We start from the raw sequence: 22,841 nt of genomic DNA, 5'->3' as shown, positions 1-22,841 counted from the left end.
TTATCACCCCCTTTTTCTCCGACGTAGACAGGTGCATCTGCACCCAGGAAACCGTAACGGGTGCATGTGGCCGCTCTGAAAGTCTTGGTCATTCGGTATCCACCCCTGATTCTGATTGTCTAAGCATCCATCACTGACGCGGGCATCTTCGGATGTTTGCCACGCCTTTTCAAGATGGATGCCTTTCTCGGCTATTTTGTCTGCCGCTACCTCGGATCCTTCCTCAAAAGCTTCGCCAATTTCCGTAACGGCCACCAATTCGGCTCGGTCGCGGATATGTTCTTGTCCGCGCCTCCCGCTAAATCCGGAAAAGGACTGTTTGATATCTCGTGCCAGTGCTTGGTAGCTCTTTTTCTCAGCCATGCCTTTTTCTAAGGTTCTCCGGATCCGCTTTCGCGTCGTTTCCTTGACCCTTGTCACCTGTGTGGCCGATCGGCTGCTGATGTAGTCCTCGGCTCGGGTGTTTTGGATCGTGAATGGCTGGTCCTCGTCGATGTCTGCCAACAGGTGCTTACCGCCCTCTTCCAACGCTGCGCGTAATCCTGTATCGATAACCTCTTTTAACTCATCATCAATGACCCGCTCGCTTGCCCGGGATGCACTGTTGTGGATGTCGTCAGAATCTGCCTCAACAAAAAAAGCACCCTCTGAGAGTGCGTCAATGCGCGTTTGATTCTTTTCGAGTTCTTCCACATAGGCATCAGCCTGTTTACTCCACACCTGCTTAAGACCGCGCTGGAGTTTCTTCTCGATCTCTTCGAGTGTTCTCCACTTTTTGCGAGTTTGAGCGGCTTCCTGTAGCCGATCAAACGCCTGTATCGCCCTCTCGTCTGGATGCAAGGTGCTTCACCGCCTCTCTCCACTCTTTCAGAGCTTCATCGACAAGGCCGTCAGCGTTGTCTGCATTCATGCCTGCGTCTGTTCCCGTGCTCGGCATTTCGTTCCCCTCCGGAAACCACTCATCCAACTTCTCGTCGATGTTTTCCTCGCCGAGTTCCTGCAGCAGAAGCTTCGTAGCATACCGCATCGGCATCGTGGTAGCTTGCTGTCCTTCCAGCGTCACCGCCCGCACGATCGCCCCGATCATTTCGGATGTATCATGGTCGAGCAAGGATGGGAAGCTTACATCGATGGACTCCTCAAAATCTGGCTGATGCTGCTTAATCGCATAGCTGATAATGTTCTGGAAGACGGTTTTCCAAAGCTGCTGACGGTTCCGGAACTGAAGCTCCATCGGTCGTTCCATGCTTTTTGCGGTCGCTAGGTTGCCGGTGCTCGGATCGCCCACGAGATAGTGGTAAAAGATACCTGTGGCCGCGCTTACCATGTGCACCATGTGCTGACCGTCTGCCGCTGAGGGTTGAGCTCCTGCTGTTTTGACCGGCTTTAACTCGTTTCCTTCGCTGCCCACAAAAGTACTGGCCGTTACGGGAGGTGGGTTGCTCTCACGACCTCCCTGGGCCCCCATCGTGCTATTTAACTGCTGCTGGGCTTGATTAACACCTTTCCTGCCACCTTTCGTGGTCATCTGCCATGCGAAACGACTGTGGGCTTTGGTGATCGTCGCCCAATTTTCGAGGAACTCTTTATACGCCCGCGCCCAATCAAGCGCGGCATAGATCTCGGACACGCCAAACTTTTGATCTGAGAGTTTGTTCGTGTGCACATGATAAACGACGGCATCCTGCCTTACAGGATAACCGCCGATCTGTTGTCTGTTATTATGTTGTCGGTCATCCACCCGCCAGTCTTTGTAGTACTCCACTTCCTGCTTGGCTTGGTAGTTACCAGTATCAAAATTCATGCGCTGCACCGTGCGTTCCCGCTTATAAAATAGCGGCCGCTTGGCATCGTCTGGATCCATGATAATGTCGGTGATTTCGTCAATCGGTATCGTGCGGACGGTCGTTTTCTTGGTGCTCCGATCCACAAACAAGACGAAAAAGAGATTGGCAAATAAGTTGAGTTCGTTTTCTTTCATCATCATGGCTTCGTGGCTGGTGAGCTCTCGTCGGTTTTCCTCGTCATAGATAAAATCATCGAGAATATCTTGCGTGGGGCTCTCCGGATCCGAACTCGTAAACTCGACCCCTTGGCCGAACACATAGTTAGACTGTGTGAGCACCGCACGCCTGATGAGAGGGTTCTTCAAAAAGAAATACCGAGATAGCTGATTGATGCGCTGTAATCCTTCACGACTAAACTCTTTTTCAGACTCATAGCTTAGCTTCTTCCAACCAGCATCCTCCATGGCAAACTCAAGTTCGGCCATACGCTCTTGCATCAGATTGATGGAGTCGTCTGCTCCTGCCGCATAGTTCCGGAGTTCGGCCTCGCTCATACTTTCGTATTTTGATGTCATTCACTCACCACCTTTCTGCAAACCGCTGTATATCGGCACAGCGTCCGAGATGTGGACCACCTCCTCAGTATGGGCTGATCTCTACGTCATCGTCATAGACAATCATGTCGTCTTGCTGAGTCATGAGCATTTCCTCGATTCTCGCTTGGACAACAGCAGCATAGCTTGTAACGTCCACCTGGTCATCATTTTTGCCATTAGGAAAGCCGAGAAGTTCTTTTTCAAAAGCCTCCACAAACTCTGCTGCATAGGGATGATACACCTGCCCCGCCTCGTACTTCGCGGCCATTGGCAGAGCCCTTGTAACCTTATCTTTATCCGGCTTGAGCTCTACCACCGGCAGTCCCGTGCGTTGGAGCGTCTGGTAGAGCGTCAGCCCCATATTCGCTGGCTCTACCCCTTGCAGGACCGGATACCATCGCTGGTAGGATTGCCTAAACAGTTCCGGTTGATCTGGCCCCTCCAACTTGTCTCGGTAAACATCAAGCAGCAGGAGCTCATGGTGAGGTGTCATCGCCCATGTCGCCATAACAAAGTAGTCTGCTGTTGTCTTGGTACTACCCGCAGGATCGCAAGTCTGGAAAATGTAGCAGTCATCTCGTGCAACCTTCCTATCTGTCGATCCAGGACGCTCCAAATAAAACAATCCGTCTCTCGCTGTGAAATAGCGAAAGTACGGACGCTTAAACAGATTGCCGTCGGCTGCTGCTGGACGCTGCTGATGCATGGCATTCCACTCATACGATCCGACAGTAGCTTTGATTTTAAGGAGCTCCTCTTTCGGGTATTTTTCGGGCCATAACGCCTCCCCTTCCTTCCGTGGATCTTCTGGATGGATCGGTTCTTCGGCGATAGCCGGTAAGTTGAGCACAGTCCACTGGTCAGCCTTCGGGTCTTTATCTTGCTTTTCGAGCAGCCTTCCTGCCAAGTCGTCCTCGTGCCAGCGCGTTAGTGTGATCAGGATTTTCCCGCCTTTTTCAAGTCTGGTATAAAACGTGGAAATGTACCAATCCCATATTCCCTCTCGAATCGTAGGCGACTCAGCATCCTGCCTGTTCTTAATCGGGTCATCAATAATACCGTATGTCATGCCCATACCGGTGATAGCTCCACCTACACCCGAACTCTTGTACGTACCTCGATGTCCTACAATCTCGAATATATCACTATTTCTTAAATAACTACCATTGGCCACCGAACGCACATTGGAGTCGTTCAACGTGGTCTGAGGAAACAAATCATGGTAAGTAGGAGAATCAACAATACGCTGCACATCCCGATTCATCCGGCTGGCTAAGTCCGATCCGTAACTTGCTGATATGATCTGAGCCTCCGGATCGTTGCCAAATATGAAAGATGGGAGCCTCCTACTGACGAGCTCAGACTTGCCGTATCGCGGTGGCATGAACACCATAAGCCGGTCGATATCCCCGAACACAAACTCATCCAAGTATGAAGCCAGTAGGTGGTGGTGCCAACTCGGGGCGTAGTCCGGAAATGTATACCTCGTGAACGGCATAATGTTTCGCCTCGCTATCTCTTGTCGTGCCTGCTCAGCGATCGTCTTCTTCTGTGCTGTGGTCAAGGTTGGCAAGGCGTTTCAACTCCTCTGTGCTGATGCTGGACATGTCGATGTTCTGGTTCGTGACTGTGCCGGAGTGTTCGACGTTCTGCTTGTCACTGTATTTCTCTGGCAGCCTGTTCTTCAGCGCAAAGATCAAGGAGGTGGGGTTTGGGTGTTCGTACTTTTCTACGGTGACGACATCTCCTTTGTTGGTGACCGTCTCCTCTGTGTAGTAATAGCCGGTCGCTCGACGGTGTAGTACATTCTCTAATTCATAGTCCGATACCTCTTTGCCCTTTTTTATGGCGGCTAAGAAAGCTGGATACTTCTTTTTCCACTCTTTCAGCGTTTGGTACGACACGCCAAGGTTTTTGCTTATTTGTTCGTCCGATAAGCCGTCTCGCTTCCACCCTTCGACCAGGTCCAACCGATCCGCTATATCCAACTCATCGTATTTGTTCTTTCGCCCCATTCCCTCACCTCCTTTAATCATAAAAAAAGAGCCTTAAAAGGCCCTGTAAGGAATGAAAATTTGATTTTTTTGAAACTCCAACAAAGTGATTGGTAAGTCATTACCTTCAAAAGCCATAAATGTTCTTAAGTGAATCTTGTTGTCTGCAAGAACCAACCTCGGCTTAGTGCTCGTTTTGTGCTGAAATACATTTTGATAGAGAAGTAATTGACCTATTGCGCTCATTTGAGCAAAAGGAGATGTATGAGCATTTTTAGAGTTAGGTTTTTTCACCTCATAAATAGTGGCACTTCCATCTTCGTGACGAGTAAGAATGTCCATAATGATTTGAGAACCCTGGAACCGTATTTGCTTTTGCTGTCCGATTGCAGTTATTTTACTAAGGTTTAACATATCGTTTATCTCTTCAAGATGTTCAACCAAATGAGCTTCAAAAGCTTTTTCGTTCCCTAAAAAATCTGATTGTATGGGCTGCTTTAGAATTTCATAAGTTTGTTCTCGAGACAAGTTCACATTACCCACCTACCACAGTAGACCCATTTATAAATTATGGAGAAGGGAAGTGGGTGCTTCCTTTTCGGCTGTACAGGCCTATCTCCATACCTATATTATACCATTTTGCAAGATGCGAGTGTTGATATAACGGCATTTTCTATTGGCTCTTTCCAGGGCTGAGCGCGCGGCTCTGTCATTTGTGCCCTGGAAGCAGACAATAAAAAGACGCGGCCAGGAAATCCTAGTCGCGCCTTGAACATGTGCGGGTGCGCTATACACGCATGCGGCAGCAATCATTCAGGAGGAATGGGGTTGCGCACCCGCGATATGTTGATTGCTAATGCACAAGCGCTCAACCAGACGCTCGGCACTAGGGTGCGGCTAAGCATGAGGAGTAGACCTCCCCGTTCCAGCCTTCCATACTAGCATTTTATAACCTAAAAAAGAGGGAAAACGGACATTTTCAAATTTTCTCGAAAGAATTTTGAATCTCTTCATGAGTCGCCTGCATGATCTGGTCTCTCCATCTCCTTGCCTGCCTTTCGCATATGCCGAGATGGTAGGCGATGCCCTCCCATGTTCGCTTGTTGTACGTGGTCCAGTATCGCATCATGGCCAGTCTCCTATACGCAGGCGGCAGCATGTTATACACTCGTTCTATGGCGGTGAGGGTAGCTTCTTTTTTGTGGAGCTCAGTGTCTGTGACGAGTCTGGTCGCAATAGCTTCTGTTGGCGCAGAGATGCGTCCAGACTTCCCGCCGTCCGTATTCTCGTCTACCACTTCCTGGTGTGGACTAATCAGGTCCATACGCATGTTGTGTACGTCCTTAGCTAACTGCTCATAGTTAAACCATAGTTCCTCCATTTGTTTGTAGGTGCTCCTCTCGATCGTTGTCATCCTACCCCTCCCAGAGTGTGATATACTAGCAGTAGGCGCTGCCGTCCTGAGAGGGGCGGCTTTTTTGTTATCTACTCCACTTCCAATTTTGCATTTTCGACTGGTTGTAGTGGATTTCTTCATCCAAGAGCGACCGTTCCACTGGCGGGCAGCGTTCCTCTATTTCCTCTTGAGTCCAATGCGTCACCTTGACTCCTGATCCCTCTGCTGGTTGTGTGTACTTGCGGTAGTCAAACATCGTCACACCCCTTCCTTGCCTCTTTTATCTCTATAACAACGTGGTCCTCATCCTTATCACAGCTTTTAATCTCGGCAACCGCTTGAGTAATCTGTTTGTCATCTTTGTATATAATCTTATTGAGTCCGTCTGTAACGCTTTTAAAGAGGTTGTCGATGTCGCCACGAACCTTCCCATGAATGTAAAAAGTGACATTAACAGCGACGTTTGCTGTCATCGGAGGCTGCTTATATTGACTCTTTGCCAGCCACCCTACACTGCTTTTGTAGTCTAAATATCTTTTGGCATTCGGTTTTACATGCGCCCCTCTACCGGTCATACGCACAGCAGGAACCGGCTTCCCTGGAATGGTGAGAGTAATCAATACCCATTCACCTGCCGCTCATGGTTCGTCTTGTTCTTGTCCATATATGCCTCTGTGATATCCTCCCAAGAAAAGCCGAGCATCTCGCCTAAACCTAAGAAATAACTGAAGGCCATTTTTAGAACAAAATACTCTCTCTCCTCATCTCCTTTTACACCTCTTAGCTCTGCAGCAACTTGCGAAACAAGGGTAAATTGCTCTGTGATATCATCAATCATGAAGCTGTGAAACTCCGATAAATCCCAATCTCCTATCTCGTCATCAATCTCCAACCCGATAGATAGCAGAAAATGCAGACAATCCACGTATTCTTCTAGCAGCTTATTTTCATATCCATCACCTATCACTCCGTCGCCTTCACACACCGCGCACGATTCTTGTATGACGGGGTCGATACTAGTCCCGTCGCAGTTATCGCATGCGATAATCTTCACAACTTCATTTCTTGGCTCCTGATCCTCGCTCCAGAATTTAAATCCACGCCACTCATTGGCGCACTCGCCCAGCTCTACGATCAGAGCCAGCACCTTGTCCGGAAGCGTATCAACGCCCTCCAGTCCCTTGTTGGCTACGATGTCCTCGTCAAGATTCCGCTGCATATCAAACAGTTGTTTTAGATCCATGCTCTGACCTCCAATACCTATGATGAAATCTGATAAACTCCTTGGTCTCCTTGTTAATCCACCGGTCTGCTATAAAGTTGCCGTCGATCGCCCCTGCCTGGTCTAAGGTGGGATTATCACCTACCGGCTCAGCCCGCAGATACTGGATATCCGCTTTTGTGCCGGATCGGTTGTAATCGTGTTTGCCGTTTAAAATCAATTCCTCTCCTACTTGAGGCTGCCTTTTAAAAAACGTCACCGACAGATCCTCGCCGTACTCCCCGATCGCCAGGCACTGCCAGATATAGTTACTCGTTTGCCTCGCCTCTTTGATCGTCACTCTCCATGTCGGCATCACTTTGCCCTCCTCTTTCAATAAACAAAAGTTATAGTCAAAGCCACCACGGTTACTGCGGACGACATCGCCATCATCTGCTGGATGTCCTTTTCTTTGCTGCTGATAGCCCCAATAAAACTGATAAGCATCATCAGGATCAGCAGCGTCTGGAATACGTATATCATCACTGCGCCCTCCTCTGGATCTCCTGATTACCCCTTGTATGACTCGGGTGCGTCAGCGTATAACGCTGCCCCAGCCATTCGATGACCGTCGGTGTGCCGTTTTTGGTTTTGATGACTTTGGGTGTCTCGCCGTGCATTCACTCGTCCTCCGTTTCAGGATCCTCAAATAGAATGTGCTCAACGAAATCATAATCTACGATTTTTATATTGCTGTTGTCTTTTAGCGTCAAATCCTCGTTATAAGCTTGTTCGTAGTATTCTAGTTTTGTTTTAAAGTTTGCTTTCGGGTTAATTATCCATTCAACTTCATTGCCATAGGCTTGCACTCCAATGATCATCCATTTTGCTTCATGCTCTGTAAAATAAGAGCGACCAACCCGTAACAATCCTTTCAGTGTCATTTCATGCATTTATTAACCCTCCCTCTCATCTCTGTCACACAAGGCACATAGTTTCTGGTTTAATAACGTCGGATGCCCGCATTTTGCGCAGTGGTTGATTTTATTCATCGTTTATTCCTCCCTTTTATTTCGCATCATCGGCGGATTTAGAAATATTCCTCATCATCTTCATCCAATCCCATCATCTCTATCTCTTCAGCCCACATTTTTATCTCATCCATAGGGACAAACACCATAACTTCCTGAAATCCATCCTCGCTAACATCCGGTGCCATTGATTTTTGAATAACCACTTTCTCTGTACCTTTGATTAGATACGCTCTCTGCATCTTCATTCTACTAATTCCTCCCTTTTCGCGTTTCACTTCGCATCATCGGCGTTTTACGCGTTACCCTTTCGGATTTCAGACAGCGCATGAAACGTATCTTTTTCTATTTCATCAAGTAACATAAAAACCTCTCTTGGTGTGTAGCCTTCATCTTTGACTAATCCAGTCATACCAGTGATAATTAGCTGCTGGTTCCAATTATCTAAATCTACTTTCGGTTTTTCTCCCATTACAATCACTCCTTTCACATTTTCGTTCTAATGCGCCACACGCCCAGCTAAAATCTGCTTACAAAGCTCCTGATCCTTGACTGGATGACCGGCAGCGTCTCTGTTTTTCTTGATCGTGGTGGCGTTGGTCTTTAGAATCTCGGATATTTGCGTGACCGTGTACCCGTTTGCTCTGTAATACACGTAAGCATCATAGTCAAAATTGCCTTTGTTGATTTGCTTAAAATCTTCGCCCAGCAACCTTGCGCCTATTTCCTGCAAACGTTGACCGGTGGGACAGTCCGATAAGCAGTTGTCTCTCATAAACGCCGTATAGACCTTGTGCGCCGCGTCAGATGGTTTGCCGCGCGGACAGTTATAGCAGATGGTATTCTCAATCTCTTTTTGCTTGTTCAGCAGCCTGATACGTTCCTCGGTGACTTGCATGCTTGTCCTCCTCCGCTTTTTGTAGTCGATTGAGCAGGTAGGCTTCCTGTGCCAAGAGCTGCCGGATCTTGACCTGCTGATGCTCCAGCAGTTGATCCTTTTCCTCCATTTCGAAGTCCTGTTCTCGTATTTTTTGCTTAAGTTGTATATTGCGCTTCACGATGCTCTCCTGTAGCGTGGCTTTCCTTAGCTGCATTGTTTGCCTCCTGTCTATCCAACCAGCGGCTGAACATTTGTATTCCATAACTAATGTCATCAGCGTTGTAGTCCTTAACACACTCTAAAAATCGTTTGTGCTCCAATATTTCTCCTGTTGTTTCGTAATGCATCCGCAAAAGGGTAAAAACAACTTTGTGCATCATACCGGCACCTCCTCTAGGTTGCTTTCGAGATTCAAAAACTTGTTGTGCTCTTTAACAAAAGCGAGTTCCGCCGTCCCGATTGGTCCGTTCCGCTGCTTAGCGATGATCACCTCGATAATGTCTTTGAGCTCAGACTCCTGGTTGTAGTAGTCATCGCGGTAGAGGAAAGCAATCACATCCGCATCCTGCTCTACGTTGCCGGACTCTCGAATATCCGACATCATCGGACGTTTATCTTGCCTCTGCTCCACCCCTCGCGAGAGTTGAGAGAGTAAAACAATCGGGATCTCCATCTCCTTTGCCAGCAGTTTGAGCTCTCGTGTGATATAACCGACTTCCTGGACACGGTTCTCAAATCTTCCGCCGCCGGTGATAAGCTGCAGGTAATCGATGATGACAATGTGATCCCCGTCCGGTTCTTTGTTTACCGCCTGCCGGATCTTGGCTCGGATGTCAGCGACCGTCCGATCGTTCTCATGGATGCGGAAATCCCACTTGCTAAGCTCATCCATGGCATAGATCGCTTTTTGGTAGTCCTGCTCTGCAAACAATCGTTCTGGGTCTCTCCACTTAGCCCCGTCGATATTCCCCTGTGCGCTAATCAATCGCTTGACCAATTGTTTTGCCCCCATCTCTAAGCTGAAGAAATGGCTTGTCTTGCCGTTTTTGGTCTGGGAGGAGGCTAACTCCAGCGAGAAGGCTGTTTTGCCCATAGAGGGGCGTGCAGCCACGATGATGAGGTCTGTCTGTTGTAACCCTCCGGTCATGCGGTCAAAATCGTATAATCCGGTCAGGTGTCCGGTGGTAACGCCGATACCGTGCATGTCGTCCGCCACCTCTAACACGACATCACGGAAGCTCTTGGAGTCTGCCGTGGATCGGATCTCCTCAACCTGATCCAATCGCTGTTTTAATGCATGCAGATTGTCCTCGGATACATCGTTGATATACTGGGTCGCCGCCCGCCGTGCTTCTTCCAACTTGTAATGCTCAATGATGCGCTGTTCATAATGCTTAAAGTGGGAGGTAGTCGGTACAGATGCGGCTATCTGGGCCAGATACTCTATTCCGCCACTTTGATCGAGTACCTCTGGATTCACACGGTCGATCAGCGTCATGACATCAATGCCAGTGCCTTCTTCTCTCAGTCGGACCATGCCCTCGTAAATAGTTTTGGTCGCAACGTGCTGCATCATGTCTGGTTCGATTCTGGATTCTTGTATGAGCGATGGCTCAAGGAAGAACGATCCTAACAGCGACTCTTCTAATTCTCTGCGGTCAGCCATGAGTATTCACCTGCCGAATCGCCTGCTTCATTTTGCGGCGGAACTCCTCTTTCTTTTCCTGTGGCACTTTGGCTGCCTCACGTTCCCACTCCTGCTGTTTTTTGAAATGCTCGTTGGGTTCAGGTGGGTAGGATGCTATTTCTGCCACAGTAGGCGGATATGGCTTTTCAGCAACGTATGCCTCCAGGTTCTTCATGACGCCCTTATAGTCCATCTTTTGGAGAGCGGCTATCAGGATTTCTATCTTCTTTTCTGTAAATTCTGCTCTTGGATAAAGCTGCATAATTGTGTCGATAACTGCAACTGCTTGCTTTCGCTCCATCGTTGCACCTCTATTCCTCTCTAAATTTAGCTAAAGGATCGTAATTGCTATTCTTGCCGCCATTTACAAGCTTGAGAGTTTTGTTATTCTCATACTCCCTTTGCATTTTTAAGGTGGAATACTTCTCCCTTAGCTTGCTTGCGGACAGGATGTTCGACTTCCAAAAGTCATTGTCCTGCGACCACATGATTAACTCTTGTATCTCCTTGCCTGGTCGATCGTCTCTCTCCATCATCAGCCGGAAGGTGTGCGCCCATTTTTCTAAGTTCGGCTCTTTCGCTCCCGGATCGTTTTCTTTTATTTTTTTAAACAGCAATTCCGCCAGCTTTAAATGGTGCGTCTCAAATTTCAATTTGGGACTCTCTTTCTTTTCCTCATTCTTTTCATTCTTCTCATTCTTGTTTCTCTCCATCAGCTGTGTACTAGCTGTGTACTCACTGTTACCTTCTCTATCTTTCGACTGGTAAGATTCCCATTGCGTAAGGGTTATTAGTGTGTACTTGCTGTTACCATGTCCGGTACTTATAGAGATCATGTCTTTTTTCTTTAACCAGTCGAGTATTCTTTGGATTGTTTTCGGGTTGGGCTCTTTCCATGCGCCTTGCTCGTAGTAGCCTATGCCTTTCGCTATCTTTCGGACGGACGTTAGATGCTGCCCCTCTTGAATCGTCAGTGTTGAACCGTCGCTCATTGGCACCACGTTTTCCTTGTGATTGACTTTGTACTTCAGAAACTGCCAAACACGATGATAGAGAGGCGGCATAAGCCATATCTCGCTTTCCAGTTCTTTGCGATAATCTTTGATATACCCCTTCAATAACCGCCTCTCCCTTCATGTTGTTTAATGCCACACTCTCCAGCCTTGCCGCTTTCTAGCATTGATCTCATCTTTTCTGAGCGGCTCGTACCGCCAGACCTTGTAGCCTTCCTCCCGTCGAAACAGCAGCAGCCACTTCCGGCGGCGTTTGCGTTTAGGCATGGTTAGTCCTCCTCACAATCTTCACAAGTCTGTGGGTGTCCAGGTTCTTGTTCGTTCTCTGTAATAGCCAGACCGCCGCAAACGTCGCACAAGATACCTTCCATAATCATTTCTGTAATATCTCCCATTTAGTTGTCCTCCTTGGTTTTACAAAGCGCATCCGGTCCATCCAATTCCATAAAGCGTAGACGCGGATGCACTTTGCTCAGATAAGCTTTTGCGTAGTCTTCGTATCTCCGGCGTGTCCAGCCCTGCTGCTTGGCGAGGGACTGGATCGCGTCCGGGATGCTTACTTTCACTTGCATCAAAACGGCAGGTCGTCATCATTGATGTCTACAGGTTGTCCCTGCTCTGTTTGAGGTGGCGATGACTGTCCTGATCCGCTGCCTTTGGGCTCGAGAAATGCCACCTGGTCTGCGACAACCTCTGTCACAAAGATGCGTTTGCCCTCGTTGTTGTCATAGCTCCTCGTCTGGATACGGCCGGTCACTCCCGCCTGGCTACCTTTACTCAGATAGTTAGCGGCGTTCTCGGCTTGTTTGCGCCATACTTGGCAGTTAATAAAATCGGCTTCCTGCTCGCCCGACTTGGTTTTAAAGGGTCGGTTGACCGCCAGGGTAAAATTAGCGACGGCCGTACCGTTTCCGGTGTATCGGAGTTCAATATCTTTGGTAAGCCTCCCCACCAGTGTCACTGCGTTGATCATGCTTCTGCCTCCTCGGTTTGCTTCTGTTTTGCGGACTCTTTCCAGCGGTGTAGTTTGTTCATGATTTGCTTAAAGTCGTTTTCTGTCAGGTTTTGCATGTTCGATACATTGAGATGCTGATACACATCGTTGGTGTCCACGCCCCTCAATTCCGCCAATTCTTGCGCTGACTCCTTAAGCTGGTCTGCCTGCTTTGCGGTCACCTTTTTAGGCTGCTGGTTGTTTTGTGGTGGCTGACTGGCACTGTTGCCGTCATCATCGTCTCCGGTATTAAGTGATAGGAAAGCACAGAGGTCATAACGACGAGCGTATGTGACGCCCGCCCCCGCCCCCTGTGGATCGTTTTTTGCCAGCCGTAGGGTAATGCCCTCGGACTCCATAAACTCCCCAGATTCGTGTAGCAGCATCGTTTTGACGGTCATCGTGCCATCGTCATTGGTGCTCGGGATCTGGAGTACTGACAAGCCCTGCTCGTGCAGGACCGGTCTCACCTCCTGGATGATCTGATCTAACGTGGCATAATTGGATTTGTGAAAAGGATTCTGGGCGTCCTTGGCTACTTTGCTGACGTTTTTGTTAAACTTGACCAACGCCGGAGCAATGTTTTCGATTGATTCGGATTTATTCATGGTCTGCCTCCTTAAAAGGGTCATCATCATGGTCTCGCAGGATTGCCTCATATCCTTTGAGGACATCGCGGGCGTCGTTTATGTCGTAAGGCAGCGCCTTTAATTCCGCTTCCAACTTTTCGTATTTGCGGTAGTGATCCTCCAGCACCCGCTTTTGTGCGCGATGCTGCCGGTAGATATCTTTCATAAATGATTCGTTCATAGTCTCACCTCATCAAAACGGGATAGGTTCCGGACGATTGCGGCAGATAATCACATAATCGCCGTTTTCGTAATCGCGGATTTGTTGTCTTGTTTTCTCTTCCAGTTCTCTTGTATAATGAGGGGAGTAGGTACTAACTAACTCCCCGTTGAAGGTCGGCCCCGCCAGGTCGTCCTTCTTTTTTTGTGTCTGATTCTTCATCAGATGATTTCCTCCTCATATTCGATATTTTCGAGAACGTTATCCTGCAGGCAGTGCATGTCGCAAAAGTGGATATCGTCCATCACAAGCGTTTCTGTGCCTTCTGTGAGCGTCTTGCCACACTGCGCGCACTGCTCAACTCGTGGCCGGTCCATCGGATCCAAAACCGGATGCTGGTCGCTGATAATCGGGTTCTCTACATGCTCCATGCTAGCTCCTCCTCTTCGATAAATAACTGGTTCAGGTCGGGCCAGTGATTTAGTGTGTAAGAATCTGGCTCGTCGTAATGCGTAGGACCTCGGAAAATGGCTATGCCTTCTTGTGTGTCCGTAGCTTCTGTCACGATGACATCAAGTTCGCCGTATAAAAACTTCATGCTCAACACCGGTCTCTCTTCGCCTTTATAAAAAATCTTAGGCTGCTTCATCTTTGATAACCTCCTCATAAAATAGTCCGGCAAACGCTGCTACAATAACGCCGCTTAAAAATATGGTCATGCTATCCCTCCTAAAATGGCGAATCCGATATATTGCGACAACTGCGATATGAACTCAGTGATCTGCTGCACGTTAGCCACATCAGCGCCGATCATGGCGGCGATCAGTAAATCATTGGCGTTGGTCTGCTTAGCCCAGTTAACGGCGTCATCCCAAGTGACCCTCCTACTCCCGTTCTCCAGTCTTGATATGTGAGTCTGGGTATAGTCCATACGGATCGACAGCTCTTCTTGTGATATGCCTGCACGTTTTCGGGCTTTTCTTAGCGTCTTTGTTATCTCCAAGTTCCTCACCTCCTCTCATGACGTCCTGTCATATATGACGAGGTGTCATCACATAACCGGGCATTGGTTGTTATACTACATATAGTTAGTCAAACCGACTGACGCTTTTTCCTCTCCTCCTCCAGAATTCGAGGCACGGTTGTCTTAAGAAAAAACCTCGCTACACTCCTCCACGTTGCATCGCTCACCTTGTTGCTCTCCATTATTACCCCTCCTAGGGCGTCGTTGGCGCGGCGCCTGGGCTTCTCTTTTATTTATTGACTGCAAACTCTTCCAGCAATATATTTGTAAATTTGACCTGTCCTTTGCCGCTGATCAGTGTGGTAAAGCTCTCTACATCACCATGAGAACGACTGATGACCGTTGGTGATACGCTGAACAACCCCTGTTCAATATATTTCTGTTTTGGATTGTTTTTCTCTCTCCCGTGCTTAATGAAGTATCCATTTTCTCGGAACCACTGAAACAGCTTGTTCCGTCCGATACTGACGCCGTGCTTGTCGTAGATCATCTTGGCGAAAGCACCGATGTTGATAGATGCGTCTGAATTAGAAACTTGCTGACCGAATCGCGTATAAGGAAGGTTCTGCTGCTTCTCCGATTCCAATGCCTCGATTTTCTGCTGCTGATACTGCAAAGCTCGTTGGATGACCATTTCAGGATTGTTCCATCGCTTTTCGACTTCGATAAAATACTGTCGGGCTTGCTTTCCTTTTTCGGTGCGTTGGAGCATGGCGATTTCTTTTCCCATATCTAGCTTTAGATGATGGTCTGTTGATGTCGTTTCGTTACCTTGAGCTGTCGTCCATTTTTGAACAACAGGTATAAAATCAACATTTTCCTCAAAACCATAATCCGCCATGCGCTTAAACCAGTTGTCGTATCTTGTCCCAACCTCCATAAATTCATGAAGCTCGCGACCACTTACTAAAATGTCCTCTTTGTTATCCCCGCTGAAAGTGTTAATTAGTTCCGTCATTTATTGGCCTCCTTTGTTTTAGTCCAGATGTTTACGACATTTGCGTCATAGCTTTTATGCAGTGGGTAGGAACATATCCTGCAGAGTTTGTGCCAATCCTCGGACTTCCAGGAGCAGCGCGGGCAGTTCATTAGCTCACCCCCTCTCGTTCACCTCTAGTTAACTCAGTAGTCAAAAAAATTTCATCTGGTTTTTTGTTGAAAACGATAGCGATCCTAACGGCCATATCATAGTTAAGTCGTCGTTTACCGTTTTCAATCATCCAGTAATGCTCTTTAGATACTCCGATTTTCTCCGCCACCTGTTTATAAGTGAGTTTGCTTTCCAACCTCAACTCTCTTAGTTTTTCGAGTTTCATGTGATCACCTTCTTTCTTGTTAACTTGAGGTTAACTACATCATAATTCACTAATAGTTAACTGTCAATGCATTTGAGCAAAAAAGTTCCGAATTAGTTAACTTTATTTCAATTAACAAATAGTTAACCTATAATGGGGTGTAAGAATTGATTAAGGAGAAAACTTTTATGGATGGTCAGAGACTAAAGAGATTAAGAAAAGAAAGGAATCTAACTCAACAACAGTTGGGAGAGAAGATTTTTGTTTCTAAAGTTTCTATATCTGGTTACGAAAGTGGAGAAAGAACTCCGGACACAGATAACCTTGGTAAGCTTGCTGATTTTTTCGAGGTCACGACAGACTACCTTATGGGACGCACGGACGACCCTCAAGGAAACCTGAACATAAGTTTTAGCCGTGGTAAGGATCAAGACATGTCTGAGGAAGAGCTGCAGGAAGCTATCGATATCTGGAAAGCTATCAAGCGGCAGCGCAAGGATAGAGAGGGTCAGTAGTACCCTTTTTATTTTTACCGCATGCTGGTAGATTATAGATAAGAAAGATATTTTAAACATTAACGGGGGTTGTTAATCATGGAAGAGGTAGTATGGGAAGGAAGCGCGTCGCCGTGGTCCGCAGTCACAGGGGTGGACATATTTCTTACTTTGTTAACTTTAGGTATTTGGATCCCGATTCCACTTATAAAAATGTATTTAGTGAAAAACAAAGAATATAAAATAACGAACGAGCGGATCGTCATTAAAGAAGGTATGGGAAGCAGCAGCGAAAAAGAGGTTGAGTTATATCGGATTCGTGATTTCAACGTAAATCAATCATTTATGCAAAAAAAGTTCGGAATTGGCGATCTGAAAATATCCAGCACCGACGTATCTATGGGGTCACTTTACATGAAAGGTGTGCCGAATCCACAGGAGATGAAAGAAAGCATACGCGAAAACGTAAAGCAGGCGAGAAAAGAAAACAATGTATCTGTATCGGAGAATACACGCATCTAAGAATAGCCCTACCTGGGCTTTTCTTTTCACCATATAACCGAACATACGTTTGATAAGGAGGATACTATGTACTACTCAACCAATGCTGAATCATGGCTTATCCAGGAATACGAGAAACGAGGCATTACCAGCGCCAGTACGCTTGCCAGTCAGAGGCTTTCAAAAGCATTTAACATCCAACTGTTTTCCGCTCCACAGACGCCGTACAGCTTTTATGATGAGGAGGACGGCATGATCATGCTGGACATTACGACTGATGCCATGCAGCAGCGTAAGGACTTTTTCCACGAGTTCTCGCACGTACTCCTGCATGCGGGCGATCAGCGATCATTGCCGGAGTCTCTGATTGACTATCAAGAGTCACAGGCCCGCTGGTTTAGCCTGTATGCCGCGATGCCGTATCACATCCTGCAAGGCTATCTGGATCAGGAGCCTGCTGTTATCGCGCGTGCCTTTGGTGTGCCGCTGAGCATGGTCAAGGAGCGCCTGCAGCAGATACAAAACCGACAACTCGTAAATAAAGTAGACAAAATCGGCAGCCAGCTACCGGAAAAGTCGGCGGGGTATAATCCTCGGGAGTGGTCGGCGGATACGCGGCGGGTTATGGCTCAGCTACAAAAGCAGACTGGGAAAGGGGTATACAACCATGTGGGCTTACAACACAAATATTGACGGTGTGGACGTGACGTCTTATGTCGTCGTGATACCGGATCTGGAAGAGGACCTGGTAACGTATAAATTAGATGAGGATATGTATGCTATTGACGAGGAAGAGATGCTGGATCGGGTGTCTCTGCGAATTGATAAGCAGTTTTTGCTGACAAATCCGTATGATGAGAGCGGAAGGGAGTTTTGCATATACGTCAAACAGATCCGTGAGCAGATTCCCACCGAACATATGCACGGGTTTATGCAAATCGACTCGTTTATTATCGCGGTCGAGGATCTGGAAGAGGTATGCAGCCTGACGCCCAACCTGCGAAAGTGTTCGAGTTACGAACAGTAGCCAAGAGAGACAGCACTACTGCTGGTCAGATATTACACTAATAATGAGGTGATCGTATGGCCAACATCGAAAAACGCGGAGAAGGACGCTATCGGCTAACCGTCTTTGTTCGTTATGACGAAAATGGCAAGCAAGTGCGCGAACGGAAAACCGTATCTGCTAAAAACGTGACAGAAGCAAAGAAGATGCTGACGCAGTTTGAAGCCGACATTCTGGGTGGAACGTATGTGAGGCCGGAAAAAATGACGCTATCAAAGTTTTATGACGATTGGCTGCACAAGTATGCTGAGGATGTTTACGCTTACGATACGATCCGAAGCCATAAGCTTCACCTCATCAATCGTATACTGCCTGCGTTTGGACATAAAAAACTATCAGACATAAAAACGATCCATGTCGTTAATCTCATCGAAACCATGAAAAAGCCAGGATCGCGAATGGACGGAGGAGAAGGACCGTGCTCTACAAGCTCCATCCGAAACATGCATAAAGCCTTTACCAGCGTGATGGGCTTAGCTAAACAATGGGGATTAGTACGAGAAAATCCTTGTGACGGTGCTAAGCCACCTCCAATGAAAAGAACAAGAACAGAAGTGAATTACGATGTCGAGACCATCAACCGTATTGCTGAGTGCATCAAGAGAGAATCCTTGGAAAAGCAGGTGTTGTTCTGGGTAGCATTTATTACATCTGCACGGCAAGGAGAGATATGTGCATTAGAAGAAAAGCATGTACTTAAAGAGCAGCAGGCTATCTATTTTGAGCAGTCGTTGACAGAGGTTGTGGGAGAAGGGATCAAAATTAAATCGATCAAAAACAATCTAGAAGGAGCAGCGGCAATTCCCACCGGATTGATGGACATGATTGATGATCTCCTCAGACAAAGAAGAAAAGAAAAAATGGTTATGAGGGACAAGTGGCTATATCCTGAAACCATCTTTGTTTTTGCTGATGAAACAGGCAAGCCGCGAAGACCGGACTCTATCAGCCAATGGTGGAATCGATTTTTGAAAAGGTACAACCTTCCTTATATGAGGTTTCATGATCTGCGGCATTTCTCGATCACCTATCTTATAGAGAAGAACGTACCGATGAAGTCGATAAGTGATCGCGCAAGGCATGCTCGAATCGATACGACCATGAATCTGTACGGGCATAAAATCATCGATGTAGATCGCTTGGCTGCATCCCATTTTGATTCGTTTTTACCCCCAAAATCTGTGGATAAATAAAATAGTTCCCCAATAGTTCCCCAAAATCGGAAAACCCAGCTTTTTAAGATCATATGTTCTGCCCTTAAAACAAACAAAAAACCCTTACACAGCAAGGGTTTGAATGGTTAAGGATATGGCGACCCTGAGAGGATTCGAACCTCCGACCTGCTGCTTAGGAGGCAGCTGCTCTATCCTGCTGAGCTACAGGGTCGTGTCAGCCGCTGCGGTATGTCGCAGCGGTATTTTGTCTGTTTTTTCTGAAGGAGAGGATACTCTCCATGGTAGAAACCTGTTTGTATCTTACTTGATCAACCCGAACTGTTTCAACGCTTTTTCGATACCTCGGTCGTTGACGTGGGCTGTTTTCATTGCTGCAGCTTCCAGTGCTTCCGGCACGGAATTTCCCATCGCGACACTGTTTTTCGTAAACGAGAGCATCTCCACATCATTCGGGCCGTCTCCGAAGACGTAGACGTCGTCCTTTGTCATGCCAAGCTCGTTCATGACGGCTTCAATGCCGACCGCCTTCGATCCGCCTGTCGGCAGCACATCGGTCGACACGTCATGCCAGCGGATGAAATCGAATTGCCCGAACTTCTCCTTGTACGGCTCTTCTTCCCCGTCCACGCAGAAAAGCAGCGACTGGAAAATATCACGGCCGTGCAGGTATGATTCATCCTGTTCCGGATGATCGAACTTCAGCGAGTTCAAGCTCTCCTCGATATGTGGATGGTGCGGCACGTTCGCCTTCATGTCCATGTGGTCCAGGTACACGACTGGATGGTCATTGGCTTCTGCCGTCTGCGTCAGTTCGCGCAGCGCTTCCGGATTCAGCGCCCGTTTGTAAACAGCTTTCCCTTCAAATTCGACATAGGAACCGTTGAAGCTCACAAACGTATGGATGCCGAGCTCCCCACGGAGGTGGCTGAACATGAACGGCGCCCGTCCCGTTGCGATGGCCACGTAGTGACCGGCTTCCTGCAGCTCAGCAACAGCGGCTTTCGTCGAGGCTGGCAGCTGCTTCTCTTCATCCAGGAGCGTGCCGTCTATATCAAAAAATAACAATTTTCGGTCCATGTCTGTTTCATCCTTTCCAGCGTTGCTTCTCCGACTCATTATAAGCGAACTTTTCCGCCGCGTACAGCCTGATCCCGGGCCTTTTTTATGACAGCGCTTACGTGAACGGAAAAGCTTTGTAGATTTTCTGCCAGTTGTTATAATGGTAGTTATCAGAATTGAGAGACAGAGAGGAGGAGCAGACTTTGCCCATTAACGTACCTAGAAACCTGCCGGCAAAAGATGTACTGGAGACAGAGAATATTTTCGTCATGGAGGATGAACGGGCGACGATGCAGGACATCCGTCCGCTGAATATCGTCATCCTCAATTTAATGCCGGAAAAAGAAAAAACCGAGGCCCATCTGCTCCGCCTGCTCGGGAATTCCCCGCTGCAGGTAAACATTACATTCCTGCGTACGGTATCCTATGAGCCGAAAAACGTCAGCCGCTCCCATCTGGAAGCGTTCTATACCGATTTCGACTCCATTCGCCACCAGCGCTTTGACGGCATGATCATTACAGGCGCCCCGATTGAACTCTTGACGTTTGAAGACGTGCTCTACTGGAAAGAAATCACTACGATCATGGACTGGGCGGAAACGAACGTCACCTCTTCCCTGCACATCTGCTGGGGCGCGCAGGCGGCTCTCTACCACCTTTACGGCATTCAGAAAGTACCATTGGAACAGAAGTGCTCCGGCATTTTCCGCCACCGGATCGATCCTGCTATGAGAAACGTGGAGCTGCTGCGCGGCTTTGACGATGAATTCATTGCCCCGCACTCCCGGTATACGAATATTAACATTCAGGAACCGGAAGGCAACGACGACCTCCTGCTGCTCGCTTCCTCGAAGGAAGCAGGACCTTTTTTACTCATGTCGAAGGATGGACGTCATGTGATGGCCACCGGACACCTCGAGTACGACACAGCTACGCTGAAAGAAGAATATGAGCGTGACCTCGACCGCGGACTCAGTGTACAGATCCCGGCGCATTATTTTCCGAATAATGACCCTTCAGAGGAGCCGATGAACCGCTGGCGCTCGCACGCGCACCTGCTTTTCTCGAACTGGCTCAACTACTACGTCTACCAGCAGACTCCGTTCGAATGGAGATAATAGTTCTGTTTTGTTTTTCACAAAGGCGGGAATAGACTGTCATACCAGAGGAGGAGGACTTACGATGACAGATATTCCACGCAATCATACGATGATGCAGTTTTTTGAGTGGCATCTCGCAAACGACGGAGAACATTGGAACCGTCTGAAGGAAATGGCTCCGGAGATACGCAGCCACGGCATCACCTCTCTCTGGATTCCGCCGGCTTCCAAGGCGATTTCGCAGGATGATAACGGGTACGGCCTGTATGACGGATATGACCTCGGTGAGTTCGATCAGAAGGGAACCACCCGCACGAAATTTGGAACAAAAAAAGAACTGCTGGACGCGATCGATACGTGCCGGGATCTCGGCATCCGGGTCTACGCCGATGTGGTCATGAATCATAAAGCCGGAGCCGATGACACCGAGCAGTTCGAGGTGGTGGAAGTCGATCCGGATGACCGCACGAGTGTCATCAGCGAACCATTTGAGATCGAAGGCTGGACGTATTTTGACTTCCCCGGCCGCGAGGGCAAGTATTCGGACTTCGTCTGGCACCATCATCATTTTAACGGCACCGATTATGATCATTCCGAAGGGAAAGACGGCATTTTTCGTATCCTTGGAGAAGATAAAGACTGGAACGAGCAGGTGGACGATGAATTCGGCAACTACGACTACCTCATGTTCGCCAACATTGACTACAACCATCCAGAGGCCCGCGAAGAAACGGTGAAATGGGGAACGTGGTTCGCCGAAGAGACCCGTGTAGACGGCTACCGGCTTGATGCCATCAAACATATCAACCATGACTTTATCGCTGACTTCCTATGGAAAATGCGGGAAACGTTCGGCGATGATTTTTATTTTGTCGGGGAGTTCTGGAACCCGGATGTCGATGCAAAAGAAGCCTTCCTGGAGGAGGTGCATTACAGCATCGATCTGTTTGATGTCGGGCTCCACTACAGCTTCCACGAAGCCTCCCAGACCGGAGAGGACTTCGACATGCGTACGATCTTTGATAACAGCCTCGTGCAGCGCCATCCCGTCAATGCCGTCACCTTTGTGGACAACCACGACTCCCAGCCCGGAGAGTCACTGGAATCCTGGGTCGAGGACTGGTTCAAGCAGCACGCCTATGCGCTGATTCTCCTCCGGGAGGATGGGTATCCGTGCGTCTTCTTCGGTGATTATTACGGCATCAATGGCAACTACGAAATGCCCGGAAAGAAAGAACAGATCAATCCGCTGCTGGATGCACGCCACCACGCAGCCTACGGGGCACAGCAAGACTATTTCGACCACCCGAACACAATCGGCTGGGTCCGTCTCGGCGACGAGGACGTGCCGGGGTCCGGGTGTGCGGTCGTGATGACGAACGGCGAAGAAGGCTGGAAAGAGATGTACGTCGGGGAACTTCACAGCGGCGAAACGTGGATTGATGTCACCGGCAACTGCGGCAGCAGCGTCGAGATCGGCGAAGACGGAAAAGCGTCCTTTTTTGCGCCGGACGGCTCTGTTTCCGTCTACATTCCAGAGCCGACGTGGCAGGACATTCAGGACAAAGACAATGGATGATAGAGAAACACAGCTGCAAAGCGACCAACAGCGCGGAACGCCTTTTGGTCGGAACGGCGTGTATCGCAGGTTCTTTGAGGGAAGCATGGGTTCTTCCTGCTTCTCGACCAGCTGGCTACGCCGTCACCCCAACATGTGAATGAGAACCATATTTTAGAGCCTCTAAGAAGGACCGAAAGC

At 48.2% G+C, this 22,841-nt stretch carries 37 protein-coding genes and 1 tRNA gene; 7 read left to right on the top strand and 31 right to left on the bottom strand.

All coding sequences use genetic code 11. The annotated features are described in order from the left end of the window. Positions 1 to 3: 3 nt before the first annotated feature. From G477_RS0115675 to G477_RS0115505, 29 genes are all read right to left on the bottom strand, one after another. Positions 4 to 840, bottom strand: coding sequence for a phage minor head protein (locus G477_RS0115675; RefSeq protein ID WP_026698724.1), 837 nt, complete (start codon positions 838 to 840; stop codon positions 4 to 6). Beyond that, the gene (locus G477_RS0115670; protein WP_026698723.1) at positions 806 to 2,362 is read right to left on the bottom strand and encodes a hypothetical protein; all 1,557 of its coding nucleotides are present in this window, start codon (positions 2,360 to 2,362) and stop codon (positions 806 to 808) included. Before G477_RS0115670 ends, G477_RS0115675 begins: the two co-directional genes overlap by 35 nt. Positions 2,363 to 2,426: 64 nt before the next feature. Continuing rightward, a complete protein-coding gene (terL, locus tag G477_RS19895; protein ID WP_051288120.1) occupies positions 2,427 to 3,956 on the bottom strand; it encodes a phage terminase large subunit in 1,530 nt (509 codons plus the stop codon). After that, positions 3,916 to 4,398 carry a helix-turn-helix domain-containing protein gene (locus G477_RS19890; protein WP_051288118.1) on the bottom strand — a complete coding sequence of 161 codons (483 nt, stop codon included), beginning with the start codon at positions 4,396 to 4,398 and terminating at the stop codon, positions 3,916 to 3,918. The genes terL and G477_RS19890 overlap by 41 nt, the downstream gene beginning before the upstream one ends. Before the next feature lie 33 nt (positions 4,399 to 4,431). Then, on the bottom strand, positions 4,432 to 4,905 hold the full coding sequence (locus G477_RS0115655; RefSeq protein ID WP_156897380.1) for a PDDEXK family nuclease: 474 nt from the start codon (positions 4,903 to 4,905) through the stop codon (positions 4,432 to 4,434). 451 nt (positions 4,906 to 5,356) lie between these two features. Then, on the bottom strand, positions 5,357 to 5,791 hold the full coding sequence (locus tag G477_RS0115650; RefSeq protein WP_026698721.1) for a hypothetical protein: 435 nt from the start codon (positions 5,789 to 5,791) through the stop codon (positions 5,357 to 5,359). 230 nt (positions 5,792 to 6,021) lie between these two features. Continuing rightward, positions 6,022 to 6,393: a RusA family crossover junction endodeoxyribonuclease gene (locus G477_RS0115640; RefSeq protein ID WP_026698720.1), complete on the bottom strand. Its 372-nt coding sequence runs from the start codon at positions 6,391 to 6,393 to the stop codon at positions 6,022 to 6,024. Then, a complete protein-coding gene (locus G477_RS0115635; protein ID WP_026698719.1) occupies positions 6,390 to 7,016 on the bottom strand; it encodes a dUTP diphosphatase in 627 nt (208 codons plus the stop codon). Before G477_RS0115635 ends, G477_RS0115640 begins: the two co-directional genes overlap by 4 nt. After that, entirely contained in the window at positions 6,994 to 7,350 is a 357-nt protein-coding gene (locus G477_RS0115630) for a hypothetical protein (RefSeq protein WP_026698718.1), read from the bottom strand. Before G477_RS0115630 ends, G477_RS0115635 begins: the two co-directional genes overlap by 23 nt. Before the next feature lie 17 nt (positions 7,351 to 7,367). Next, positions 7,368 to 7,517 carry a hypothetical protein gene (locus tag G477_RS21280; RefSeq protein WP_156897379.1) on the bottom strand — a complete coding sequence of 50 codons (150 nt, stop codon included), beginning with the start codon at positions 7,515 to 7,517 and terminating at the stop codon, positions 7,368 to 7,370. Positions 7,518 to 7,654: 137 nt separating this feature from the next. Continuing rightward, complete coding sequence (locus G477_RS19885) at positions 7,655 to 7,927, bottom strand: hypothetical protein (protein ID WP_035212193.1); 273 nt, start codon at positions 7,925 to 7,927, stop codon at positions 7,655 to 7,657. Between the two features lie 137 nt (positions 7,928 to 8,064). After that, entirely contained in the window at positions 8,065 to 8,253 is a 189-nt protein-coding gene (locus tag G477_RS0115610) for a hypothetical protein (RefSeq protein WP_026698717.1), read from the bottom strand. A 47-nt stretch (positions 8,254 to 8,300) separates the two neighbouring features. After that, positions 8,301 to 8,477 carry a hypothetical protein gene (locus G477_RS21420; protein ID WP_170203897.1) on the bottom strand — a complete coding sequence of 59 codons (177 nt, stop codon included), beginning with the start codon at positions 8,475 to 8,477 and terminating at the stop codon, positions 8,301 to 8,303. A gap of 27 nt (positions 8,478 to 8,504) precedes the next feature. Further along, a complete protein-coding gene (locus G477_RS0115600; RefSeq protein ID WP_026698716.1) occupies positions 8,505 to 8,903 on the bottom strand; it encodes a zinc-finger domain-containing protein in 399 nt (132 codons plus the stop codon). 137 nt (positions 8,904 to 9,040) lie between these two features. Then, entirely contained in the window at positions 9,041 to 9,265 is a 225-nt protein-coding gene (locus G477_RS21275) for a hypothetical protein (RefSeq protein WP_156897378.1), read from the bottom strand. Next, positions 9,262 to 10,551, bottom strand: a complete 1,290-nt coding sequence (gene dnaB, locus G477_RS0115590) for a replicative DNA helicase (RefSeq protein WP_026698714.1) — start codon at positions 10,549 to 10,551, stop codon at positions 9,262 to 9,264. Before dnaB ends, G477_RS21275 begins: the two co-directional genes overlap by 4 nt. After that, positions 10,544 to 10,873, bottom strand: a complete 330-nt coding sequence (locus tag G477_RS0115585; RefSeq protein ID WP_026698713.1) for a replicative helicase loader/inhibitor — start codon at positions 10,871 to 10,873, stop codon at positions 10,544 to 10,546. The genes dnaB and G477_RS0115585 overlap by 8 nt, the downstream gene beginning before the upstream one ends. A gap of 10 nt (positions 10,874 to 10,883) precedes the next feature. Further along, positions 10,884 to 11,690 (bottom strand): hypothetical protein, encoded by an 807-nt coding sequence (locus tag G477_RS0115580; protein WP_026698712.1) that lies wholly within the window; start codon positions 11,688 to 11,690, stop codon positions 10,884 to 10,886. A 24-nt stretch (positions 11,691 to 11,714) separates the two neighbouring features. Further along, positions 11,715 to 11,852 (bottom strand): hypothetical protein, encoded by a 138-nt coding sequence (locus G477_RS21415; protein ID WP_170203895.1) that lies wholly within the window; start codon positions 11,850 to 11,852, stop codon positions 11,715 to 11,717. A 2-nt stretch (positions 11,853 to 11,854) separates the two neighbouring features. Then, positions 11,855 to 11,980 carry a hypothetical protein gene (locus G477_RS21640; protein WP_281171175.1) on the bottom strand — a complete coding sequence of 42 codons (126 nt, stop codon included), beginning with the start codon at positions 11,978 to 11,980 and terminating at the stop codon, positions 11,855 to 11,857. 176 nt (positions 11,981 to 12,156) lie between these two features. Then, entirely contained in the window at positions 12,157 to 12,558 is a 402-nt protein-coding gene (gene ssb / locus G477_RS0115560; RefSeq protein WP_026698711.1) for a single-stranded DNA-binding protein, read from the bottom strand. After that, entirely contained in the window at positions 12,555 to 13,187 is a 633-nt protein-coding gene (locus tag G477_RS20655) for an ERF family protein (RefSeq protein ID WP_051288117.1), read from the bottom strand. The genes ssb and G477_RS20655 overlap by 4 nt, the downstream gene beginning before the upstream one ends. Further along, entirely contained in the window at positions 13,180 to 13,389 is a 210-nt protein-coding gene (locus G477_RS0115550) for a hypothetical protein (protein WP_026698710.1), read from the bottom strand. Before G477_RS0115550 ends, G477_RS20655 begins: the two co-directional genes overlap by 8 nt. A gap of 12 nt (positions 13,390 to 13,401) precedes the next feature. Next, positions 13,402 to 13,590 carry a hypothetical protein gene (locus tag G477_RS0115545; RefSeq protein WP_026698709.1) on the bottom strand — a complete coding sequence of 63 codons (189 nt, stop codon included), beginning with the start codon at positions 13,588 to 13,590 and terminating at the stop codon, positions 13,402 to 13,404. After that, positions 13,590 to 13,799, bottom strand: a complete 210-nt coding sequence (locus G477_RS0115540) for a hypothetical protein (protein WP_026698708.1) — start codon at positions 13,797 to 13,799, stop codon at positions 13,590 to 13,592. Before G477_RS0115540 ends, G477_RS0115545 begins: the two co-directional genes overlap by 1 nt. Continuing rightward, positions 13,787 to 14,017 (bottom strand): hypothetical protein, encoded by a 231-nt coding sequence (locus G477_RS0115535; RefSeq protein ID WP_026698707.1) that lies wholly within the window; start codon positions 14,015 to 14,017, stop codon positions 13,787 to 13,789. The genes G477_RS0115540 and G477_RS0115535 overlap by 13 nt, the downstream gene beginning before the upstream one ends. Positions 14,018 to 14,083: 66 nt before the next feature. Continuing rightward, positions 14,084 to 14,371: a helix-turn-helix domain-containing protein gene (locus tag G477_RS19875; RefSeq protein ID WP_051288114.1), complete on the bottom strand. Its 288-nt coding sequence runs from the start codon at positions 14,369 to 14,371 to the stop codon at positions 14,084 to 14,086. A 250-nt stretch (positions 14,372 to 14,621) separates the two neighbouring features. Further along, on the bottom strand, positions 14,622 to 15,350 hold the full coding sequence (locus G477_RS0115515; protein ID WP_026698706.1) for an antA/AntB antirepressor family protein: 729 nt from the start codon (positions 15,348 to 15,350) through the stop codon (positions 14,622 to 14,624). A gap of 130 nt (positions 15,351 to 15,480) precedes the next feature. After that, on the bottom strand, positions 15,481 to 15,708 hold the full coding sequence (locus G477_RS0115505; RefSeq protein WP_026698705.1) for a helix-turn-helix transcriptional regulator: 228 nt from the start codon (positions 15,706 to 15,708) through the stop codon (positions 15,481 to 15,483). Positions 15,709 to 15,875: 167 nt separating this feature from the next. On the opposite strand from G477_RS0115505, the gene G477_RS21030 reads away from it, so the two are divergent. From G477_RS21030 to G477_RS0115480, 5 genes are all read left to right on the top strand, one after another. Continuing rightward, on the top strand, positions 15,876 to 16,202 hold the full coding sequence (locus tag G477_RS21030; RefSeq protein WP_026698704.1) for a helix-turn-helix domain-containing protein: 327 nt from the start codon (positions 15,876 to 15,878) through the stop codon (positions 16,200 to 16,202). 78 nt (positions 16,203 to 16,280) lie between these two features. Continuing rightward, on the top strand, positions 16,281 to 16,703 hold the full coding sequence (locus G477_RS20645; RefSeq protein ID WP_051288110.1) for a PH domain-containing protein: 423 nt from the start codon (positions 16,281 to 16,283) through the stop codon (positions 16,701 to 16,703). Between the two features lie 66 nt (positions 16,704 to 16,769). Beyond that, the gene (locus G477_RS20640) at positions 16,770 to 17,375 is read left to right on the top strand and encodes an ImmA/IrrE family metallo-endopeptidase (RefSeq protein ID WP_051288108.1); all 606 of its coding nucleotides are present in this window, start codon (positions 16,770 to 16,772) and stop codon (positions 17,373 to 17,375) included. Further along, complete coding sequence (locus tag G477_RS0115485; RefSeq protein ID WP_026698703.1) at positions 17,350 to 17,709, top strand: hypothetical protein; 360 nt, start codon at positions 17,350 to 17,352, stop codon at positions 17,707 to 17,709. The genes G477_RS20640 and G477_RS0115485 overlap by 26 nt, the downstream gene beginning before the upstream one ends. Positions 17,710 to 17,765: 56 nt before the next feature. Next, positions 17,766 to 18,941: a tyrosine-type recombinase/integrase gene (locus G477_RS0115480; protein WP_026698702.1), complete on the top strand. Its 1,176-nt coding sequence runs from the start codon at positions 17,766 to 17,768 to the stop codon at positions 18,939 to 18,941. A 116-nt stretch (positions 18,942 to 19,057) separates the two neighbouring features. Here the strand turns inward: G477_RS0115480 and G477_RS0115475 are convergent. Together G477_RS0115475 and G477_RS0115470 are read right to left on the bottom strand one after the other, a co-directional pair. Then, positions 19,058 to 19,134: transfer RNA gene (locus G477_RS0115475), tRNA-Arg, on the bottom strand. An 89-nt stretch (positions 19,135 to 19,223) separates the two neighbouring features. Further along, positions 19,224 to 20,000, bottom strand: coding sequence for a Cof-type HAD-IIB family hydrolase (locus tag G477_RS0115470; protein ID WP_026698701.1), 777 nt, complete (start codon positions 19,998 to 20,000; stop codon positions 19,224 to 19,226). Positions 20,001 to 20,185: 185 nt separating this feature from the next. Here G477_RS0115470 and metA point away from each other — a divergent pair, with 185 nt between their 5' ends. After that, positions 20,186 to 21,100 (top strand): homoserine O-acetyltransferase MetA, encoded by a 915-nt coding sequence (gene metA, locus G477_RS0115465; protein ID WP_026698700.1) that lies wholly within the window; start codon positions 20,186 to 20,188, stop codon positions 21,098 to 21,100. A 73-nt stretch (positions 21,101 to 21,173) separates the two neighbouring features. Next, positions 21,174 to 22,661, top strand: coding sequence for an alpha-amylase (locus G477_RS0115460; RefSeq protein ID WP_026698699.1), 1,488 nt, complete (start codon positions 21,174 to 21,176; stop codon positions 22,659 to 22,661). Positions 22,662 to 22,841: the final 180 nt, after the last annotated feature.

Origin of the sequence: Alkalicoccus chagannorensis DSM 18086 (assembly GCF_000429725.1) — a bacterium.
GTDB lineage: Bacteria > Bacillota > Bacilli > Bacillales > Salisediminibacteriaceae > Alkalicoccus > Alkalicoccus chagannorensis.
The sequence above is the reverse complement of the archived record's forward strand: the minus strand, read 5'-3'. Positions and strand labels throughout refer to the sequence as shown.

What these genes read in the sequence shown, in the direction of transcription:
- G477_RS0115670 (WP_026698723.1), bottom strand. Translation starts at nt 2,362, where the DNA reads ATGACATCAAAATACGAAAGTATGAGCGAGGCCGAACTCCGGAACTAT.
- G477_RS19890 (WP_051288118.1), bottom strand. Translation starts at nt 4,398, where the DNA reads ATGGGGCGAAAGAACAAATACGATGAGTTGGATATAGCGGATCGGTTG.
- G477_RS0115650 (WP_026698721.1), bottom strand. Translation starts at nt 5,791, where the DNA reads ATGACAACGATCGAGAGGAGCACCTACAAACAAATGGAGGAACTATGG.
- G477_RS0115635 (WP_026698719.1), bottom strand. Translation starts at nt 7,016, where the DNA reads ATGGATCTAAAACAACTGTTTGATATGCAGCGGAATCTTGACGAGGAC.
- G477_RS0115630 (WP_026698718.1), bottom strand. Translation starts at nt 7,350, where the DNA reads ATGCCGACATGGAGAGTGACGATCAAAGAGGCGAGGCAAACGAGTAAC.
- G477_RS21280 (WP_156897379.1), bottom strand. Translation starts at nt 7,517, where the DNA reads ATGATATACGTATTCCAGACGCTGCTGATCCTGATGATGCTTATCAGT.
- G477_RS19885 (WP_035212193.1), bottom strand. Translation starts at nt 7,927, where the DNA reads ATGCATGAAATGACACTGAAAGGATTGTTACGGGTTGGTCGCTCTTAT.
- G477_RS0115610 (WP_026698717.1), bottom strand. Translation starts at nt 8,253, where the DNA reads ATGAAGATGCAGAGAGCGTATCTAATCAAAGGTACAGAGAAAGTGGTT.
- G477_RS21420 (WP_170203897.1), bottom strand. Translation starts at nt 8,477, where the DNA reads ATGGGAGAAAAACCGAAAGTAGATTTAGATAATTGGAACCAGCAGCTA.
- G477_RS0115600 (WP_026698716.1), bottom strand. Translation starts at nt 8,903, where the DNA reads ATGCAAGTCACCGAGGAACGTATCAGGCTGCTGAACAAGCAAAAAGAG.
- G477_RS21275 (WP_156897378.1), bottom strand. Translation starts at nt 9,265, where the DNA reads ATGATGCACAAAGTTGTTTTTACCCTTTTGCGGATGCATTACGAAACA.
- dnaB (WP_026698714.1), bottom strand. Translation starts at nt 10,551, where the DNA reads ATGGCTGACCGCAGAGAATTAGAAGAGTCGCTGTTAGGATCGTTCTTC.
- G477_RS0115585 (WP_026698713.1), bottom strand. Translation starts at nt 10,873, where the DNA reads ATGGAGCGAAAGCAAGCAGTTGCAGTTATCGACACAATTATGCAGCTT.
- G477_RS21415 (WP_170203895.1), bottom strand. Translation starts at nt 11,852, where the DNA reads ATGCCTAAACGCAAACGCCGCCGGAAGTGGCTGCTGCTGTTTCGACGG.
- G477_RS21640 (WP_281171175.1), bottom strand. Translation starts at nt 11,980, where the DNA reads ATGGGAGATATTACAGAAATGATTATGGAAGGTATCTTGTGCGACGTT.
- ssb (WP_026698711.1), bottom strand. Translation starts at nt 12,558, where the DNA reads ATGATCAACGCAGTGACACTGGTGGGGAGGCTTACCAAAGATATTGAA.
- G477_RS20655 (WP_051288117.1), bottom strand. Translation starts at nt 13,187, where the DNA reads ATGAATAAATCCGAATCAATCGAAAACATTGCTCCGGCGTTGGTCAAG.
- G477_RS0115550 (WP_026698710.1), bottom strand. Translation starts at nt 13,389, where the DNA reads ATGAACGAATCATTTATGAAAGATATCTACCGGCAGCATCGCGCACAA.
- G477_RS0115545 (WP_026698709.1), bottom strand. Translation starts at nt 13,590, where the DNA reads ATGAAGAATCAGACACAAAAAAAGAAGGACGACCTGGCGGGGCCGACC.
- G477_RS0115540 (WP_026698708.1), bottom strand. Translation starts at nt 13,799, where the DNA reads ATGGAGCATGTAGAGAACCCGATTATCAGCGACCAGCATCCGGTTTTG.
- G477_RS0115535 (WP_026698707.1), bottom strand. Translation starts at nt 14,017, where the DNA reads ATGAAGCAGCCTAAGATTTTTTATAAAGGCGAAGAGAGACCGGTGTTG.
- G477_RS0115515 (WP_026698706.1), bottom strand. Translation starts at nt 15,350, where the DNA reads ATGACGGAACTAATTAACACTTTCAGCGGGGATAACAAAGAGGACATT.
- G477_RS0115505 (WP_026698705.1), bottom strand. Translation starts at nt 15,708, where the DNA reads ATGAAACTCGAAAAACTAAGAGAGTTGAGGTTGGAAAGCAAACTCACT.
- G477_RS21030 (WP_026698704.1), top strand. Translation starts at nt 15,876, where the DNA reads ATGGATGGTCAGAGACTAAAGAGATTAAGAAAAGAAAGGAATCTAACT.
- G477_RS20645 (WP_051288110.1), top strand. Translation starts at nt 16,281, where the DNA reads ATGGAAGAGGTAGTATGGGAAGGAAGCGCGTCGCCGTGGTCCGCAGTC.
- G477_RS20640 (WP_051288108.1), top strand. Translation starts at nt 16,770, where the DNA reads ATGTACTACTCAACCAATGCTGAATCATGGCTTATCCAGGAATACGAG.
- G477_RS0115485 (WP_026698703.1), top strand. Translation starts at nt 17,350, where the DNA reads ATGTGGGCTTACAACACAAATATTGACGGTGTGGACGTGACGTCTTAT.
- G477_RS0115480 (WP_026698702.1), top strand. Translation starts at nt 17,766, where the DNA reads ATGGCCAACATCGAAAAACGCGGAGAAGGACGCTATCGGCTAACCGTC.
- G477_RS0115470 (WP_026698701.1), bottom strand. Translation starts at nt 20,000, where the DNA reads ATGGACCGAAAATTGTTATTTTTTGATATAGACGGCACGCTCCTGGAT.